Here is a 17,207-nt window from a genome sequence, read left to right as displayed (position 1 = left end):
GTTTTCGCGCCGGCTTATCCGAAAACCGCCCACACTTTTCGGTCCGACGCTCTACCTGCGGCGGCCCTTCCCATCAAGCGCGTAGAGCATGTAAACGCCGCCGAGACCCACAACCGCTCCCAGGATTGAAGTGCCTGAATAGCTCGTGACGAGCGTGCCGACGGCAAAAATCAGCGCACCCAAACCCGCGCCGAGGAAGATGTTGACGGCAATCAGCGAGCTGCCAAGCCCCGGCCGATCCGCAATCAGTTCCTGCAGATAGGTGATCGGGATACTGATGATGGCGGCTGCGCCGAGCGCGCTGATCAAGGTCTGCGCATAGATATGCCAAGGTGCCGTCGCGAGCCCCTGCAGGATGAGGTAGATGGCATAAAGCCCCGCTCCCGCCGCAAGGGTTAGCGTTTGCGGCACCTTYTTTTCGATCCAGCCCCACAGCAGRATGAAGACGATTTCCAGCGCGGCAACGATGCCMGCGACGATACCGATATCCGCGACCGTTCCCTTTGCCTGACCCGTTATGATGAGCGAGCGGATGGAATCATTGAGATGCAGCATCGAGCAGATGAGCGCGATGGCGATGATCCGCAGCARCACCCGTCGCTCCCCGATTTCCGCAAGTGAAGCGCGGACACCGAAGCGTGCCTGCGTGTTCACCGATGCCGGCGTGGCCGTGCGCGGCAGGCAGAAGGCGACAAGCAGAAAGCAGATAAGCGCGCARATGCCTGAGAACAGGAAAGCCAGCAGCATATTGCCGGARTTYACCAGAAAAATACCGACGATACCMGGCACCAGCACCCATGAAAGCGAAATCGTGGCCCGCATGATCGAATTCACGGCGATCATGTCGCCCGTCGAAAGATTGCGGGCATCGGCGCGCACATGCGCGAAAATCAGAGAGTTCATYGCCCCGAAAATCGGCAGGAGCAGCAGCTTYGCGGTCACGAAGGCGGTGGCATTACCAACGAGATAAACCAGCARATAGCCGCTGACGCCGAAGAGCGCGATCAGCAGCATGGGTTTGCGATATTCGCCGAGCCGGTCTGCAACGATGCCCATCAGGACGCTGGCGCTGACATTGATGATGGCGGCAAACAGCATCAGCAGGGAATAGACGGTGTTGCTGAGCCCGATTTCGCGAATGCCGATCACCGCCTGATAGGGGGCGGTGGCGGCATTCGAAAATCCGAAGAACAGGATGGCGAGCGCCCCGATGCGGATCGACGGATTGTTGAAAACGAGGGAAAGAGCCGACGGCATGAAGGTTCGCCTGAGATGATCCGGCACSGCCGGATCGCTGAATGAAATGCTATCGAACCGCTGTCATCGCCAGCGGGCCGAAAGGATGGGTTTCGGGATATAGTTGAAATGCGGTTTCCATGGGTAAAAATCGCCATCCCGGCGGCGATTGGCGAGGTTTTCGATATCCTGATTGATAACCCCCTCCGTCAACGCCATGAGATTGGGATTGGCGATGGGCGCAAGCTCCGGCGAAAGATAACCTGACTTGACGACCAGCAGCCTTACCGCCTTCGGATCGAAGCCCAGACGGGTGAAATCCGCGATCATGTGATAGGGCCTGCGCCTTGCAGCCAGAATGACGGTAATGCCATCGATGACGACTACCGCYTGCCGCTGATCGGAAGCACCTGGATCGTCCAGTTTCAGGACCTTGGCTTCGACAGTGATGGAAGGGCTTTCGGGATCGAGACTGCCGCCGATCTTCAGGGAAAGCGCCGCGCCCTCGCCCGCCGCAAAACAGGCCTCGACCGCCGGCCTGTCGGTGATGCCGCCGATCAACGCGCCCTGCCAATTGCGCGCAATCAACGCCGCCAGAACATCGGCGCGATCGCCCACCCCGCCGCCGGTCGGATTGTCGCCGGAATCCGCCAGAATGATCGGCCCGGTTGTTGTTTTTTCCGCAATATCCATGATGACCTCGAGCGGTTCGGTCACGGGACCGAAACGGAAATCCTGTCGGGCATTCCAGTAGGATTGCGCAATCTCCGAGGCGACCSCCTGCGCGGCCTCCCTGTCCGTCCCGGTCACGACAGCGCAGGCCGTCGCCCTTGGTTCATCGGCCCAGACGTAGCCGATCATGAAATTCGCATCCCAAATGCCGGGCCGCGCATCGTAGTCCGGCAAGACGGCATAGAGGCTTTTGGCCGGTTCATCTTCCGTGGAGGTTTTTTCACCCGGCAGGAGAACGGGGATTTTCGCCCATGCCACACCGGGCTTCTCGCCCGTTTTCAGAGCCTTGATGAGCATCGTCCACGCCCGCACCATCGTCTCGCGCACATCGATATGCGGCGCAGTTCGGTAGCCGGCGAAAATATCCAATTGGTCGATGATCGACTGGCTGACATTGCCGTGCAGGTCGTAGCTGGCGGAAATGATCACATCCGGTCCGACTACGGCGCGGGCGCTGGAAATCCAGTCCCCTTCCGCATCGTCCATTCCATCGACATTCATCGCGCCATGCATGGCGAGATAAAGCCCGTCGAGCGGCAGGCAAGCCTTGAGACGCTCCAAGAATTCCTGCTTGAACGCATCATAGGCCGYGCGCGACACGGGACCACCCGGCACYGCCCGCGCATGCAGAAGCGGCAACACCTCCGCCCCGCCTTCGCCGAGGAAATTGAAATATTCGGCTTCCAGCAACTCCGTCCCGCGAAAGACGCGAAAATCTTCCTGACGCATCAGCACCGGCGAATAGGTGCTGCATTCGGTATGAATTCCACCAACGGCAATACGCATCTCGCCTTCCTCTCAATAGACCGGGCTCAAGCGGACGATGGCGGAGAAACGCAGCCAGTCCTTCTGCGCTTTCGGCGTCCACGCCGCCTCGGCAATGGCGGGCAGTCTCGGGAAAACCAGATGGTTGAAATAGGCGCGGTTGAGGAAATGCTCGGACCAGATGCAGGCCTGAACGCCTTTCATTCGCTCCTTCAATTCCTCGGGGAACTCACCCACTGCCTCGTAAGCATATGTATGCGACGGCGGAACGGTGCCGGCCCAGCTTGCGCCCGGCTCCTGCCAGGCTTCATCCTGCACCATGTCGAGATAATAGGCCTGTCCCGGCGTCATCACGACGTCATAGCCCTGCTTTGCAAGCTCCAGGCCAACTTCCGGCTTCTGCCAGGCCATCAGCAATGTTCCCGAGGGATCGACACCGCCGCCGTGCGAAACTTCGTCCCAGCCGGCAAGCTGGCGGCCGCGCTCATGCAGCATCCCCTGAATACGTTTCATGAAATAGGACTGGATACCGAAGGTGCCGTCGAGGCCTTCCTTTTCCATCAACGACTTGGCAAGCGGCGAGGCAAGCCAGGAGCCATCTGCTACCTCGTCGCCGCCGATATGGATCAGCCGCGAGGGGAAAAGCTCCACCATCTCGTCGAATATCTTGCCAAGGAATTCATAGGTCGGCTCGATGGCGGGATTGAGCGCATTGTTGGGATAGCCCTGTACGGAGCGATAGCTGTCCGGCGCTTCCTGCCCATCCGTCAGCTCCGGATAGGCAACGAGAGTCGCCGTGCTGTGGCCGGGAATATCGACCTCCGGCACGATTTCGATGTTCAGTGCCGCCGCATGCGCGACGACCATGCGAACATCATCCTGCGTGTAATAACCGGAAACCGGCTCAGCCCCATTGCCGAGCTGCGGCAGAAGCGGCGCATCCGGGCCGCGCGTCGCGCCGACTGTCGTCAGCAGCGGGTAAGCCTTGATTTCGAGACGCCAAGCCTCGTCATCCGTCAGGTGCCAATGGAACCGGTTCATGCGCAGCCATGCAAGAATGTCGATCAGCCGCACGACATCACCGGTCGGATAGAATTGTCGCGAGACATCCAGATGGCAACCGCGCCAGCTGTAACGCGGCGCATCRGCGATGGTGCCKGAAACCGGGAAACGGAATTTGGTATCGGTGCGCGCGCCGTGCAGCAATTGCGCRAGCACAGTCAGGCCGTATTGCAGACCTGCAGCGGCCGAATATTCCACGACGACGGCGTCATCAGAGAAAGACAGGCGATAACCTTCCGCTTCCAGACCGCTATGTTGCTTGAAACGAAGCGGTTTGCCCTCATGAACAGGCGCGAGGCTGAAAGGCACGTGACCAACGGCAAAAAGCCTGCGGAACAGCGACGAAACAGTTTCCACCGCAAGCACTTCTTCCTTGCCTGCCTCTTCCGTCGGGAAGAGTGCGACGGGGAAGTCTTCGCCCGGCGCGGCATCGATTTCCGCAGGCCAGGGCTGGATGGCGAAGGGCAGATCGAGCTTTCCTTCGGGAAGCAGGGCTGGCGCCGGCTCGCTATGGCGCCCGTCAAGCATCAGGTCAGCGACATCAACCGCGCGATGTGTGCCGTCGGCAAGGCTGATATAGGCGGATTTCGCACCGTCTGTGCGATGGCGGGCAGGCCTGAGCAGGCCGTCAACGGTAAAACGCCACGATTTCCCGGCTTCGAGCACGAAACCCGTTGGCGGCGCAAATTCATGGAAATTGGCATTGCGGCGCAGATAGACGGCATTGCCGCAGACGGGCTTGTCGATAGTCCGCGTCAGCGACGTATAGACGATCCGGAAATCCTTCACCGGCTCGCTGGAAAGATTGAACAGGGTGAAGGTGAAGCCACCCGATGCGGAATCTTCGAGCGGATGCCATGAGTTTTCGAGACGAAATTGTGCGAGCGCCATGATGCTCCCCTTTATTGTGCTTCAAGCCCGAGAGGACTTCGGTCAGTAGTGTTCGGATTGTGAGAAAGTGCGGGCGAGCGGCGCCTGCCCTGCCGTCAGGCCGCAATCCACCGGCAGGCATACGCCGCTGATGGCCGCTGCCTGTGGCCCGACTAGAAAAGCGACGGCGTTGGCGACATCCTCAGGCCTCACGATGCGCTGCAACGGATACCAGTGCTTCGCTTCCTCGAAGACCTGAGGGTTGACTGCCGCCCGCGCTTCCCAAGCCTGCGTGCGCACGGTTCCTGGAGCAACAGCATTGGAACGAATGCCGAATTTTCCATATTCGACAGCGATCAGCTTCGTCAGATGGATCAAGCCTGCCTTTGCTGCGCTATAGGCGGGATGGCCGAACACAGCCATGCCGTTGACGGAGGTGATATTGATGACAGACCCTTGCGTGCGCTTAAGCGCGTCCTCGAAAGCCCTGAAGCAGAGAAACGGTGCTTCCAAGTTAAGGGCATTGTCCTTGCGCCATATCTCTGCGGTCGTGTCGTGCAGGCTGACGGCCCTTGCAGCACCAGCATTGTTGACGAGGGTCGCGACATCACCCAGCTCCGCAACCTCCAAGGCCAGCCTTGCAAGATCCTTCGGATCGGTGACGTCGCAGGTTTTCGAAACGAAGGCGGAACCGGAAAGCAGGGAAAGCGCATTGGAAAGGGCGTCGGGATCGATATCCACCAACACCACCTTCGCGTGGCTTTCAGAAAGCGCCGCGGCAATTGCCCGGCCGATGTCGCCCGCCGCGCCCGTTACGACGGCGACCTGGTCTTTCCTGTCCTGCATGTCATGCTACTCCTTCGAAGCTTTCCAGAGCGGGTTTTGAGGTCAAGCCGCTCTACATCTTTGTTTTTATGCATTTTCCGGGCGTGAAACCGCTACGCGGCTCACTGGAAATGCTCTAGTCACCCAGCAATTGCCGGTCGTCCGGATCACGATGCTCCACAAGCTGCTGCTTGATGTGCCGCAGGGTCACCATCGACCGCTGCCGGTGGTGATAGGCAGCTAGCGTCGCCAGAACATCAACCGCCGCCAGATAGGCATAACGCGATGATGTTGGGCGGAAGATATTGTTTCCCTCAGGCACGTTGACGGCCACCACCATATCGGCGGCCAAGGCGACGGGCGTATCGCTCTGGGTCAGCGCGATGGTGGTAACCCCCATTTCCCGCGCCAGCCTGAAGCACTTCACCAATTCCATGTTGCGGCCGGAAAAGGAGGATCCGATGATGACGTCTTCCTTCCGCGCAGCGGCAGTCATCATCAATTGCATGCTGTGATCGGCGCTGGTCGAAACTCGCAGGCCAAGGCGAAACAGCCGGTTCTGRATTTCCGAKGCGATCATCGAGGAATTACCACCGGCTCCAAACGCGTAGATCATGCCGCTATTGGCAATCCGTACGGCCGCTTCGTCGGCTAGGGCGGGATCGAGCGTCTTGTGCAGCAGGAAAAGCGCCTCCTGCGCCTTGGCAAGCACTTCCTCGGCGACGTCCGACGGGCCCGTGCTGGTCGGTTCCGAGGTGAGGTAGCGGATGCCGACATAAGCGGTCTTGGCAAGGCTGACCTTGAAATCCGAAAAGCTCTGGCAACCCAGACGGCGGCAGAACCGCGTCACAGTTGGCGGGGAAACCTCGGCGCGGGCGGCAAGCTCGATGATCGATGCATTGACCGCAAACTCGAAGTCCGAAACCAGGATATCGGCGATCCGCCGCTCCGATTGCGAGAACTGTCCCCTGTCGTCTTGAATCTTTGCGAAAATATCCATGCTCACCGGTCTCCGTTCCGCCAAAACTTAAGGCTTGGCCCCGTTTCCGATGCACCCTAATCCGAGACGCCCGTCAACCGTACACACCCATGAATCGACCATGTTTCGCCCCGTTGACGACACGCCGGACACCTTTGATTTGAAAATTATTTTCTCTGTTGATTGCGAGATGAGCATATGCCAACAATATTCGCCAGAGAAATATCCAAATCTTGAAAATAATTTCAACAACGGACCTGAATCATGCGCGACCCATTCAAAAACCCTTTTCCCGAGACAGACGTCGCCCGCCACTCCATCTGGGACATGCTGGTAACGCGGGATATCGACGCCTTCCTCACTGCCGACTGGTCGAAAGTCGCGGATGATTTCGTAAAGGACGGCTTTCTCGGCATCAACGCCAACCGGGATGCAAACCCGGACAACTGGCGCCTGTCCTTCCCCTCGCTTGACGCCTATCGCGACGAATGGCTGCGACAGGCGCAGGATTTCCAGACCCAGCAATTCGCTGAAGACCCGCGCAATGCGATCTTCACCACCACCACGCTGGAAGAAATCGAAGTGGAAGGTGAGACCGCGCTGGTTCGCAAGAAGTTCGACGGCGGGCTTCGCAAGGCCGACGGCAGCTTCGACGTCATGAAATGGCAGACGCTCTATTATTGCCGACTGCATGAGGGCCGCTGGAAAATCAGCGGTTTCACCGGATACATGCCCAATCCCATGCCGTGATCCAGCGGACCTGCCAGACCGATTTGAACGCCGGGCCGAAAGCCCGGCGTTGCTTTTTCGTCTGGAGGACGAAGGCCGCTGAAAAACGATAGCGTCGCAGAAAACCGGGCATGGCGAGACAGATTTCATGGCCCGGTTCCCGCCCTTTATTGTATCAGTTTGAGGACAGAAAGATCGACACGCCGTTCGAGCGATGTGCCGCTTTCATCAAACAGATGGCAATCCGACGCCTTAATACCGGTGACGATGGTTTCATCGACGACAACAGGCGCAGAACCGGAAAGAAGCGCGCAATAATTTTCACCCGTGGGCGCGACGCCATAAGCGATCGTATTCACACCCAGCCGCTCGATAACGCTGGGCGCGACCTTGATATTCAGGTCGGCCGTTTCGAGACCGGTGTGTTCCGGGCGAATGCCGAGCGTCAGTTGCGTTCCTTCAAGACCGGCGCGCGGCTCCACCGGCACGGTGATTGTCTGGCCCTCATACTCCACGGTCACACCATCGGCGCTGACGGATTTGCAGGTGACCTTCAGGAAATTCATTTTCGGATTGCCGATGAAACCGGCGACGAACAGGTTTGCGGGCTTGTGGTAAAGTTCCAGCGGCGCCCCGACTTGGGAGATTTCGCCCGCATTCAGCACCACGATGCGGTCGGCCATGGTCATGGCTTCCACCTGGTCATGCGTCACGTAGATCATCGTCGCCTTCAGCGTCCGATGCAGATTGGTGAGCTCGATACGCATGTCGGCGCGAAGTGCGGCGTCAAGGTTGGAAAGCGGCTCATCGAACAGGAATATCTTCGGCTCGCGAACGATGGCGCGGCCGATCGCTACACGCTGGCGCTGGCCGCCGGACAACATGCCGGGACGCTGCTGCAGGCGCTGGTCGAGTTGCAGGATCTTGGCGACGGCCTCGACCTTTTCCTTGATCTTGCCCTCTTCCATCTTTTCGACGCGGAGGGGAAAAGCGATGTTTTCAAAAACYGTCATATGCGGATAGAGCGCATAGGACTGGAACACCATGGCGATGCCGCGTCTAACCGGCGGCAAGTCATTGACCTTCACACCGTTGATGACGATGTCGCCGGCGGAAATATCCTCAAGGCCGGCGATCATGCGCAGCAATGTGGATTTACCGCATCCCGAGGGGCCGACAAAAACGACGAACTCGCCATCCCTGATGTCGAGCTGAACGCCCTTGATGACTTCGAAATGTCCATAGTTCTTGCGGACGTTGTTGAGATAAAGCTGACCCAAAACTTGCCTCTCCCGTCACCAGCCGACATCAGGCTGCGTTCAGAGACGTTCCGCGACACGGAAAAATCGCGYCTTATCGGAACCGTTAAAACACACGAGAAGCTCCTGCCGTCATAGCGGCGGGTATTCTCGCAACGAATTATGAGGTTGCGGGCGACCTGCGCCCGCAACCGTATAAAWGTGGATTACTTGTACTGCTCGAGAGCGGCAGAGGCCTTCTTTGCGGCATCTTCCGGTGTCGCCTTGCCGGTAACGACAGACTGCACCATCTCAATCATCGTGTCCTGGAAGCCCTTGTAGTCAGTGAAGAGCGGCTCGGGACCGCCATAGGCGATACCGTCGATCAGCGGCTTCCAGAAGGGGTCCTTGGCGATGAACTCATCAACCTTCGGCGACGGACGAAGCGGGGTCAGGCCAGCGCCGCCCTGCAGTTCGTATTCGCCCTGCGGGCCGGGAGAAGTGATGAACTTGGCGAATTCGGTCGCCTTTTCTTCGACACCGGTTCCCTTGAAGATCGCGAGGCTGTCGGTGATGAGCAGCGTGCCGGGACCCTTGGCTTCAGGGCCGAGCGGCAGGGTTGCGATACCCCAGTTGATCTTGGTTTCCTGCAGGCGRGTTGCRGCACCCGATCCCGCCTGGATCATGCCAACCTTGCCATCGAGGAAGATGGCGCGGATTTCGTTCTGCTCGTAGGCCGTCGGACCTTCGACGGAGTAAGGCGTGATGTCCTTGTAGGCCTTCAGAGCTGCAAGAACCTGCGGGCTGTCGACGGTGATCTTGTCGCCGTCKATGACCTTGCCGTTATTGGTGTAAACCCAGTGCATGAACTGGTGCATGGTGTTGTCGAAGGTCTTGGCGGGCAGACCATAACCGGCGACGCCGGTCTTTTCCTTGATCTGCTTGGCAAAGGCGATCTCTTCAGCCCAGGTCTTCGGCGGCACTTCCGGATCGAGACCGGCCTGCTTGAAGAGGTCCTTGTTCCAATAGAGCGCCTTGGTCGAGAAGGCGACGGGCACGCCCCACTGCGTATCCTCGAAGGTAACCGTGTCGACGATGTTAGGATAATAGGTCTTCTTTTCGTCTTCGGTCATCGGCACCGGAACGATGAGGTCGTTCTGTGCGAACTGCTTCAGCGTGCGCGAACCGACATAGGCCATGGCGACCGGAGTGCCGGCGGCTGCGAGAGTCGTTGCCTTGTCCTGGCACTGCGCCCAGCCGACGACTTCCGGAACGACCTTCCAGCCGGCATTCTTGCCTTCCCATTCCTTGATGTATTTTTCATGGATGGGGTCCATCTTGTCGCCGCAATAGATCCAGCTGATCTCCTTGTCGGCGGCGTGTGCCGCCACCGTGCCAAGGGCAGTGGAACCGGCAAATGCGAAGGCGCAAAGCGCCAATCCGTAATGTTTCAGTGCCATAGATAGTCTCCCGTTTTCTGGTGGTCGTTCCTATTGTTGATTATTTCACCGCGCCGGCGGTAAGCCCGCTGACGAGATAGCGTTGCATGAAGAAGATGACGACCATGGCCGGCGCAATGCCGACGAAGCTGGCCGCCATCAACTCATTCCAGACGACTTCCTGACGACCGAAATAGGCAAACAGGCCGATGGGCAGCGGCATATATTCGGTCTTGGAATTGAAGGTGAGCGCGAAGATGAACTGCTGCGCATAAGCACCGATGAAGGTGGTGATGGACACGACGGCRATGCCAGGCATAGCAAGCGGCAGGATCACCCGGCGGAAGGTATAGAAATAGCTCGCGCCGTCCACATAGGCCGCCTCTTCCAGTTCGCGCGGAATACGCAGCATGTAGGTTCGCAAAAGCCAGATGGCAGTGGGGATCAAAAAGGCGGCGCCGGGAATGATCATCGCCAGATAGGTGTTCAGSACGCCCATATTGCGCATCAGCCGGTAAAGCGGGATCARAAGCACCGCACCGGAGAACATGTTGATCGCCAGAAACGCGCCGAGCAATTGCCCGCGACCGCGAAACTGGAACCGCGCGAAAGCATAGGACGCCGGCACCACCAGAAGCAGAACGATGATSGTCGATATYGTCGAGATGAAGAARGAGTTGAAGACGTAGCGGGCAAAGCCGGGAACGCTGACCCACATGGTCCGGTAAGCTTCGAAGGAGCCGTTTTCTGGCCAAAACTTATACGGTGACGAAAAAAGCAGGCTGAGCGGTTTCAGCGAAACCAGAAACCCTTCGACAAACGGCGCCAGCACGAAGGTCAGGAATACGGCGATGCCGCAATAAATCCCGACGATCTCATACCATCTGTAACGGTTGATCATCGCATTTTTGTCGGTCATCGGCTGGTCTCCTGCGAGATACGGCTGGTGATGCGGAAGTAGAAGTAGGTGAATATGGACAGGAAGATGCAGATCAGCACTGCACGCGCCGCGCCCTCACCGTATTTGTAGGAACCGATCGCCGTCTTGTAGGTGTCGATGATCATGGTCGTCGTCTGGCCCGTCGGTCCGCCCTGTGTCAGGATCCAGATGATGTCGAAGGAATTGAAGGTCGAAATCAGCGAGATCATCGACATGGTAATCATGGCCGGCAGCATCAGCGGCAACGTGATGCGGCGGAAGCGGTAGGTGCGGCTGGCGCCGTCGGTCCAGGCTGCCTCGTAAAGATCCTGCGGAATGGCCTGAATTGCCGCCAGCAGATAAAGCGTCACCATCGGCACGCCGATCCATACGTCGGTGATGATAGTCGCCCAGAAAGCCGTGCTGCCATAGGCGAGGAAGGCGACTGGACCGTCCACCAGGCCAAGATTCTGGAGAACACCGGAAATCATGCCGAACTGGCCGTTATACATCCAGCCCCACATGAAGATGCCGATAGCCATCGGCACGATCCATGGCGGCATCGTCAGGATGCGAAACAGGGCCCGACCGGGAACGGCCGAATTCAGCAACACCGCACCGAAGGTGCCGATGATCATCTTTATCGAGACGGAAAAGAAGGTCCAGATAAAGGTCCGCGTGATGACCCCGGCGAAAGTCTCGTTGAAGATCTTCTCGTAATTGATGAAACCCACCCAGTTCGTCGTCTTTTTCAACGACGCGTCCGTGAAGGACAGGATGAAGGTATCGACGAGCGGATAAGCAACAATAACAGTGATGTATAAAAGCGCCGGCAAAAGAAGAAGCCAGGCAAAGATGACCGCGCTGCGTTTCGCATCCATCGCAGCGCCCCCTTAAGCCGATTTCACGGCGGGCGACTTCAACTGCCCGTGGAGTGCCAGATCATATTCCTCCCACACCGGCTTGAGATCGACCACCTTGCGGCCATGGCGCGCCTCGTCCATGGCGAGCGCCAGAATACCGGCCTCGATCGCATCGAGCGCGGAAACCGGCAGGGGCGTCCCCTTGACGACATGGTTGATCACGTCCTCGGCCATCTGCTCATCCGCGCCATAATGCTGGGAGAGCACGGTTGCCGCCGAATAGGTCTTGGCAACGGTCTTTTCGTTGGTGCGGGCATTGTGCACGTTCAGGAAGCCGCGCACGAAATCGCCCTCGGCCATGCCCTTGGCGCCGATGACGCAGAAACGGCGGAAATCGTCGGGAACGTTCAGATTGGTATGGAAGGCGAGCGATGCGCCGTTTTCATATTCGACGATCGCGGTCTGGTAGTCGATGATATCACCGTCGCTGTCGAAAACCTTGTCGGAACCCATCCAGCCGCTCGGCTTGCGATGGTAGACTTCCATGTCGTTGATGCCGTCATTTTGCGGAGCATTTGCAGGCGTGAAGCTCTTGCGCCCGCCAAAGCTCGACACGAAACGCGGCCGGGCACCCACCACGCCGTTATAGAGATCGAGGTCGTGGCAGCATTTTTCCAGCATGAAGGAGCCGGAATAGTTCTCGTAACGCCGCCAGTCGCGCATGAAGAACGCGCCATGATAGGGCGGGATATGTTCCGAAGCCTCGATGGAGACGACGTCACCCAGCTTGCCTTCGGCCTGCGCGGCGCGCAGATCGCGGTAAAGCGGCGAGTAACGCAGGACCAGACCGACCAGCAGCCGCTCATGTCCATGCTTGTTGAGCAACCGGGCGAGTTCGAGGCTTTCCTCGATGCTGACGACGATGGGTTTTTCCGAGAAAATGGTGCAACCGGCTTCAAGCCCGATGCGGATATGCTCCAGATGCATATGGTTCGGTGAGCCGATCATCAAAAGGTCGAATGTCTCGCCGGCAATCAGCGCCTCGGGGCTGTCATAGGCCTTGCCAGCCGAAATGCCCTTTTCCTCAAGACCCGGCAGACCGGCCGGGGCAGGATCGACATAACCGACGATCTCGAAATCCTTGTCGATCTCGTGAAAAACGTAGCCCAGATAACCGAGACGGAATCCGAGTCCGATAATTCCCACCTTCATGAACTTTGTTCCCTGTTCATTCGTAATTCATTTTCGCAGAAGCAACCATTTCTTTGCTGGTTATCCTGATATCTGCGATAATTTTCCGCCACGATGAAATTAATTTTCATAACGGTCAAGTTAAATTCGATCTCGCAAATCCTAGTGAGGACCGGAGACCGATTTCCCCAGCGGAGACAGGCGCGAGATAGAGCGCCGTCAGCCACTGATACAAAAACAATACCAAAAAAATGCCAATCGTCTATAGCAATTCCAATTGCCGGAAATTTTTTTTGGTTAATGCGGAAATTTCAAGCATGAGGCCTTATTATTCGGCAAATGATCGAAAAAACCACCGATTAGTCGTGCAAATCCACTAATGGTTCTATTTTGGTATTGCCGATTGTGACGCATATGGTATAGCCGGAATTCGCCACATCGATTGYGACAGAGGTTATGGATGAACGGGGCAACGCTTAATCTGGACGACCTGCAATCGGGAGGCGGCGGCCCGCTTTACCTGAAACTGCGTCAGACGATTGAAGACGCCATCAATGGCGGCCGCCTCAAACATGGCGATGCCCTGCCGCCCGAGCGCGATATTGCCGAAAGCGCCTGCGTCAGCCGCGTCACGGTGCGCAAGGCTGTGGACGATCTCGTTCGCGACGGACTTCTCGTCCGCAGGCATGGGTCGGGCACCTTTGTCGTCAAACCCATCACCCGTATGCAGCAGCCGTTGACCAAGCTTACCTCGTTTACAGAGGATATGCGCCGCCGGGGAATGGTGGCGAGCACGCGCTGGCTTGAAAGAGGCCTGTTTTACCCGACCGGTGACGAGATGATGGCTCTCGGCCTTTCTCAATCCGCCATGGTTGCCCGGTTGACGCGACTGCGCCTTGCCAACGACCAGCCGATCGCGCTCGAAGTCACGAGCCTGCCGGGCGATATTCTGCCGGACCCACAGCTGGTGGAAAACTCGCTTTATCAGGAGCTTGCGAAAAGCGATATTCGCCCCGTCCGCGCCATCCAGCGCATCTCCGCGCGCAACCTTACGGATGAGGAAACGATGCTGCTTGGGGTTCCCCCCGGGTCTGCCGCACTTTCCGTGCAGCGCATGGCCTATCTCGAAAGCGGCCGCCTCATGGAAATATCGCGCGCCCTTTATCGCAGCGACGCCTACGACCTCGTCGCCGAACTGACGATGACCTCCGACTGAAACACATCGACCAAGGACAGAAAACGATGACAACCCTGATGCGCCAGGAAATCAACGAGATTCCCGATGCCGTCGCCCGTCTGCTGGACAATACCAGTGCCGACTTCCGGCAGGCCGGAGACAAGCTGAAAGCCCGTGACCCGGCCGTTATCGTCACCATTGCCCGCGGATCGTCCGATCACGCCGCGCATTTCCTGAAATATGCGATCGAGTTACAGACGGGGCTTCCAGTCGCCTCGCTCGGCCCTTCGCTCGCCTCGATCTACCAGACGAAACTGCGACTGGAACGGGCGGCAGCCTTCGCCGTATCGCAATCGGGCAAAAGCCCTGACATCGTCGCGTTGGCGGAAAGTGCCCGCAAGGGCGGAGCGCTTACCTTCTCCCTCGTGAACACCCTGCCCTCCCCCCTTGGAGACGCAGCCAATCACGCCGTCGACATCCAGGCGGGACCGGAAAAGGCAGTTGCCGCAACCAAGTCCTTCGTCAACTCCATTGTCGCCGGTCTGGCCATCCTTGCCGAATGGACGGAAGACAGCCTGCTCGCGAAGGCCGTCAGCACCCTGCCGCAGAATTTCGCCAAGGCGATCGCGCTTGACTGGAGCCATATTGGCGAGGCTGTGAAGGGTGAGGATTCACTTTATATGCTGGGCCGCGGCCCCGCTCTTGCGATTGCCGCGGAAGCCGCGCTGAAATGCAAGGAAACCTGCGAGCTGCACGCGGAAGCCTATTCGTCGGCAGAAGTCATGCACGGCCCGGTTTCGCTGGTCGCACCGAAATTTCCGGTAATCGCCTTTGCCGCGCGCGACCGCGCCGAGACCTCCGTTACGGATATTGCCGCAAGCCTTGCCCACAAAGGCGCCAATGTTTTCGTCACATCCGCCAAGGGTAGCCCGGCCAAGCCCTTGCCCTTCGTGGAAACCAACCATCCCCTGACCGATGCATTGCTGCTTATCGCACCGTTTTACGGCTTCATCGAGCAATTGTCGCGCGCAAGAGGCTTCAACCCGGATGCTCCCGTGGCATTGAAGAAGGTGACTGAAACCCAATGAGCGGCATAAAGGCATTTGTCGGCGCCCGCATTTTCGATGGCGCCGAATGGCATCATGACAAGGTGCTCCTGATCCGCGAAGGGCGCGTTGCCGCTGTCCTGGACAGCGTGCCTGCCGACGCCGAAGTGATCGATACAGATGGGCTGTTGATCGCTCCGGGCTTCATCGACCTTCAGGTCAATGGCGGTGGCGGCGTCATGTTCAACAACCAGCCGGATGTRGCTGGCATTGCCCGCATCTGCTCCGCCCACGCCCAGTTCGGCACGACGGCTTTGATGGTGACGCTCATCACCGACCGGTCGGACGTGACTTTCAGGGCGGCGCAGGCGGGGATTGCCGCGGGCAAGGAGCATGTGCCCGGTTTCCTCGGCCTGCATTTCGAGGGGCCGCATCTTTCCGTCGCGCGCAAGGGCACGCATGATCCGGCGTTGATCCGYAARATGGAGACAGACGACCTCGCRGTCCTRACCGGCTGCARGGCGGAACTCCCCTTCGTGCTGACAACCATTGCCCCGGAAAATGTTACTGTCGAGCAGGTTGCAGCACTCAGCGACGCCGGCATCGTCGTCAGCCTCGGCCATACCGACAYCGGTCTCGATGTTGCGACGGCCTATGCTGATGCAGGCGCATCCATGGTAACGCATCTCTTCAATGCCATGAGCCCGCTTGGCCACCGCGAGCCGGGGCTGGTCGGGGCCGCACTTTCGAACGGCAAGTTGCATTGCGGGCTTATAGCCGACGGATTCCATGTCGATCCGGCCGCAATCGGCATTGCGYTGCGCGCCAAGAATGGCCCGGCCCGCATCTTCCTTGTCACCGACGCCATGTCCACCATCGGCACGGATGATGACGGTTTCGAACTGAACGGCCGGCGCGTCTATCGCAACGGTGGACGGCTAACATTGGCCGACGGCACGCTGGCGGGAGCGGATATAGACATGCTCTCCTGCATCCGCTTCATGCGTGAGAAGATGGAAATGCCGCTGGAAGAAGCTTTGCGAATGGCATCCGCCTATCCGGCGCAGGCAATCGGCGCCTCCGGCAAGGGAAAACTCCTGTCCGGTTTCGATGCTGATTTCGTGATGCTGACACCAGACCTCCAGATGCATTCAACATGGATTGGCGGAGAAAAAATCTACGATGCCACACGTTCCGGAGTCTGAACCATGATCGTTTGTTTCGATATCGGCGGAACGACCATCAAGGGCGCGATTGCCCATGCCCCGGACGATATTCGCCCCGTACCGCGTATACCAACGCCCAAAACCAGCTTCGAAGACTTCGCTGCCGGCCTGAAATCCGTCATCGACAACAGCGGCGGCACACCCGACTGCGTATCACTGTCGATCGCGGGCGTCATCGATCTTGATACGGGAAAGGCGACAGTCGCCAATATTCCCAGCATTCACCGCAGAACGTTAAAAGACGATCTGGAAAAAGCCCTGAACCTTCCCGTTATCGTTTCGAACGATGCGGATTGTTTCGTGATCGCCGAATCGGAAATCGGCTCCGGACAAGGACATCGCGTCGTCTTCGGCGTTATCCTTGGAACAGGTGTCGGCGGCGGGCTGGTGATTGACGGCAAGCTCATCAACAGCGACGGCGGTTTTGCCGGCGAATGGGGACATGGGCCAGTGGCCGCGACATTGGCCGGCAATCCACCGGTATCGCTGCCGCGATTCGAATGCGGTTGCGGCCTCACCGGCTGTGTCGACGCGATCGGCAGCGCGCGCGGCATGGAAAAGCTGCATCTGCATCTTCACGGGCAGGATATGACCAGTGAGGATATTATTGCCGCCTGGCAGGCAGGCGATGCGCAAGCCGCAAGAACCATCGATGTACTCATCGATATTCTCGCCTCACCGCTGGCGATGGTGATCAATGTCACCGGCGCAACCATCGTGCCCGTCGGCGGCGGGCTTTCGAATTCAAGGGAACTCGTGACAGCTCTGGACGAAGCCGTCAGGGGCCGCATTCTCAGGCGCTTCGACAGGCCGCTCGTCGTGCCTGCCATTTGCCGGATCGAGCCGGGGCTGATCGGTTCCGCCGTTATCGGGCTGAAATATGCCAAGGAAATCGTAAACGCGGCTTAAG

Annotated in this window: 15 protein-coding genes; 5 read left to right on the top strand and 10 right to left on the bottom strand. The window is 58.5% G+C overall.

The features are described 5' to 3' along the window. Positions 1–51: 51 nt before the first annotated feature. The 5 genes from AB4Z23_RS24110 to AB4Z23_RS24090 form a co-directional block, all read right to left on the bottom strand. Complete coding sequence (locus tag AB4Z23_RS24110; protein ID WP_173993270.1) at positions 52–1,257, bottom strand: MFS transporter; 1,206 nt, start codon at positions 1,255–1,257, stop codon at positions 52–54. Positions 1,258–1,320: 63 nt separating this feature from the next. Next, the gene (locus AB4Z23_RS24105; protein ID WP_441360865.1) at positions 1,321–2,754 is read right to left on the bottom strand and encodes a M81 family metallopeptidase; all 1,434 of its coding nucleotides are present in this window, start codon (positions 2,752–2,754) and stop codon (positions 1,321–1,323) included. 12 nt (positions 2,755–2,766) lie between these two features. After that, positions 2,767–4,686, bottom strand: a complete 1,920-nt coding sequence (locus AB4Z23_RS24100; RefSeq protein WP_065688659.1) for a beta-N-acetylhexosaminidase — start codon at positions 4,684–4,686, stop codon at positions 2,767–2,769. 42 nt (positions 4,687–4,728) lie between these two features. Further along, positions 4,729–5,511, bottom strand: a complete 783-nt coding sequence (locus tag AB4Z23_RS24095; protein WP_112153239.1) for an SDR family oxidoreductase — start codon at positions 5,509–5,511, stop codon at positions 4,729–4,731. Positions 5,512–5,626: 115 nt separating this feature from the next. Beyond that, on the bottom strand, positions 5,627–6,490 hold the full coding sequence (locus tag AB4Z23_RS24090; protein WP_003516783.1) for a MurR/RpiR family transcriptional regulator: 864 nt from the start codon (positions 6,488–6,490) through the stop codon (positions 5,627–5,629). Positions 6,491–6,733: 243 nt separating this feature from the next. On the opposite strand from AB4Z23_RS24090, the gene AB4Z23_RS24085 reads away from it, so the two are divergent. Continuing rightward, entirely contained in the window at positions 6,734–7,219 is a 486-nt protein-coding gene (locus tag AB4Z23_RS24085; RefSeq protein ID WP_013636865.1) for a hypothetical protein, read from the top strand. A 146-nt stretch (positions 7,220–7,365) separates the two neighbouring features. Here AB4Z23_RS24085 and AB4Z23_RS24080 read toward each other — a convergent pair whose 3' ends face one another. The 5 genes from AB4Z23_RS24080 to AB4Z23_RS24060 all read right to left on the bottom strand — a co-directional run bounded on the left by AB4Z23_RS24080 (position 7,366) and on the right by AB4Z23_RS24060 (position 12,869). Continuing rightward, entirely contained in the window at positions 7,366–8,478 is a 1,113-nt protein-coding gene (locus tag AB4Z23_RS24080) for an ABC transporter ATP-binding protein (protein ID WP_003516776.1), read from the bottom strand. A gap of 185 nt (positions 8,479–8,663) precedes the next feature. After that, positions 8,664–9,896, bottom strand: coding sequence for an extracellular solute-binding protein (locus AB4Z23_RS24075; protein WP_003516773.1), 1,233 nt, complete (start codon positions 9,894–9,896; stop codon positions 8,664–8,666). A gap of 40 nt (positions 9,897–9,936) precedes the next feature. Beyond that, a complete protein-coding gene (locus AB4Z23_RS24070; protein WP_003516772.1) occupies positions 9,937–10,794 on the bottom strand; it encodes a carbohydrate ABC transporter permease in 858 nt (285 codons plus the stop codon). Then, positions 10,791–11,675 carry a carbohydrate ABC transporter permease gene (locus AB4Z23_RS24065; RefSeq protein ID WP_003516771.1) on the bottom strand — a complete coding sequence of 295 codons (885 nt, stop codon included), beginning with the start codon at positions 11,673–11,675 and terminating at the stop codon, positions 10,791–10,793. Before AB4Z23_RS24065 ends, AB4Z23_RS24070 begins: the two co-directional genes overlap by 4 nt. Positions 11,676–11,687: 12 nt before the next feature. Further along, positions 11,688–12,869, bottom strand: coding sequence for a Gfo/Idh/MocA family protein (locus AB4Z23_RS24060; protein ID WP_003516769.1), 1,182 nt, complete (start codon positions 12,867–12,869; stop codon positions 11,688–11,690). 439 nt (positions 12,870–13,308) lie between these two features. Here AB4Z23_RS24060 and AB4Z23_RS24055 point away from each other — a divergent pair, with 439 nt between their 5' ends. From AB4Z23_RS24055 to AB4Z23_RS24040, 4 genes are read left to right on the top strand one after another with little or no spacing between them, the layout of a single operon-like run. Next, positions 13,309–14,064: a GntR family transcriptional regulator gene (locus AB4Z23_RS24055; RefSeq protein ID WP_065688661.1), complete on the top strand. Its 756-nt coding sequence runs from the start codon at positions 13,309–13,311 to the stop codon at positions 14,062–14,064. A gap of 26 nt (positions 14,065–14,090) precedes the next feature. Next, the gene (locus AB4Z23_RS24050) at positions 14,091–15,113 is read left to right on the top strand and encodes an SIS domain-containing protein (protein ID WP_025594530.1); all 1,023 of its coding nucleotides are present in this window, start codon (positions 14,091–14,093) and stop codon (positions 15,111–15,113) included. Further along, positions 15,110–16,276 carry an N-acetylglucosamine-6-phosphate deacetylase gene (nagA, locus tag AB4Z23_RS24045; protein ID WP_441360864.1) on the top strand — a complete coding sequence of 389 codons (1,167 nt, stop codon included), beginning with the start codon at positions 15,110–15,112 and terminating at the stop codon, positions 16,274–16,276. Before AB4Z23_RS24050 ends, nagA begins: the two co-directional genes overlap by 4 nt. Before the next feature lie 3 nt (positions 16,277–16,279). Then, positions 16,280–17,206 carry an ROK family protein gene (locus AB4Z23_RS24040; RefSeq protein WP_065703396.1) on the top strand — a complete coding sequence of 309 codons (927 nt, stop codon included), beginning with the start codon at positions 16,280–16,282 and terminating at the stop codon, positions 17,204–17,206. Position 17,207 lies beyond the last annotated feature (1 nt).

This window comes from Agrobacterium sp. MCAB5 (assembly GCF_052114365.1).
GTDB lineage: Bacteria > Pseudomonadota > Alphaproteobacteria > Rhizobiales > Rhizobiaceae > Agrobacterium > Agrobacterium tumefaciens.
The sequence above is the reverse complement of the archived record's forward strand: the minus strand, read 5'-3'. Positions and strand labels throughout refer to the sequence as shown.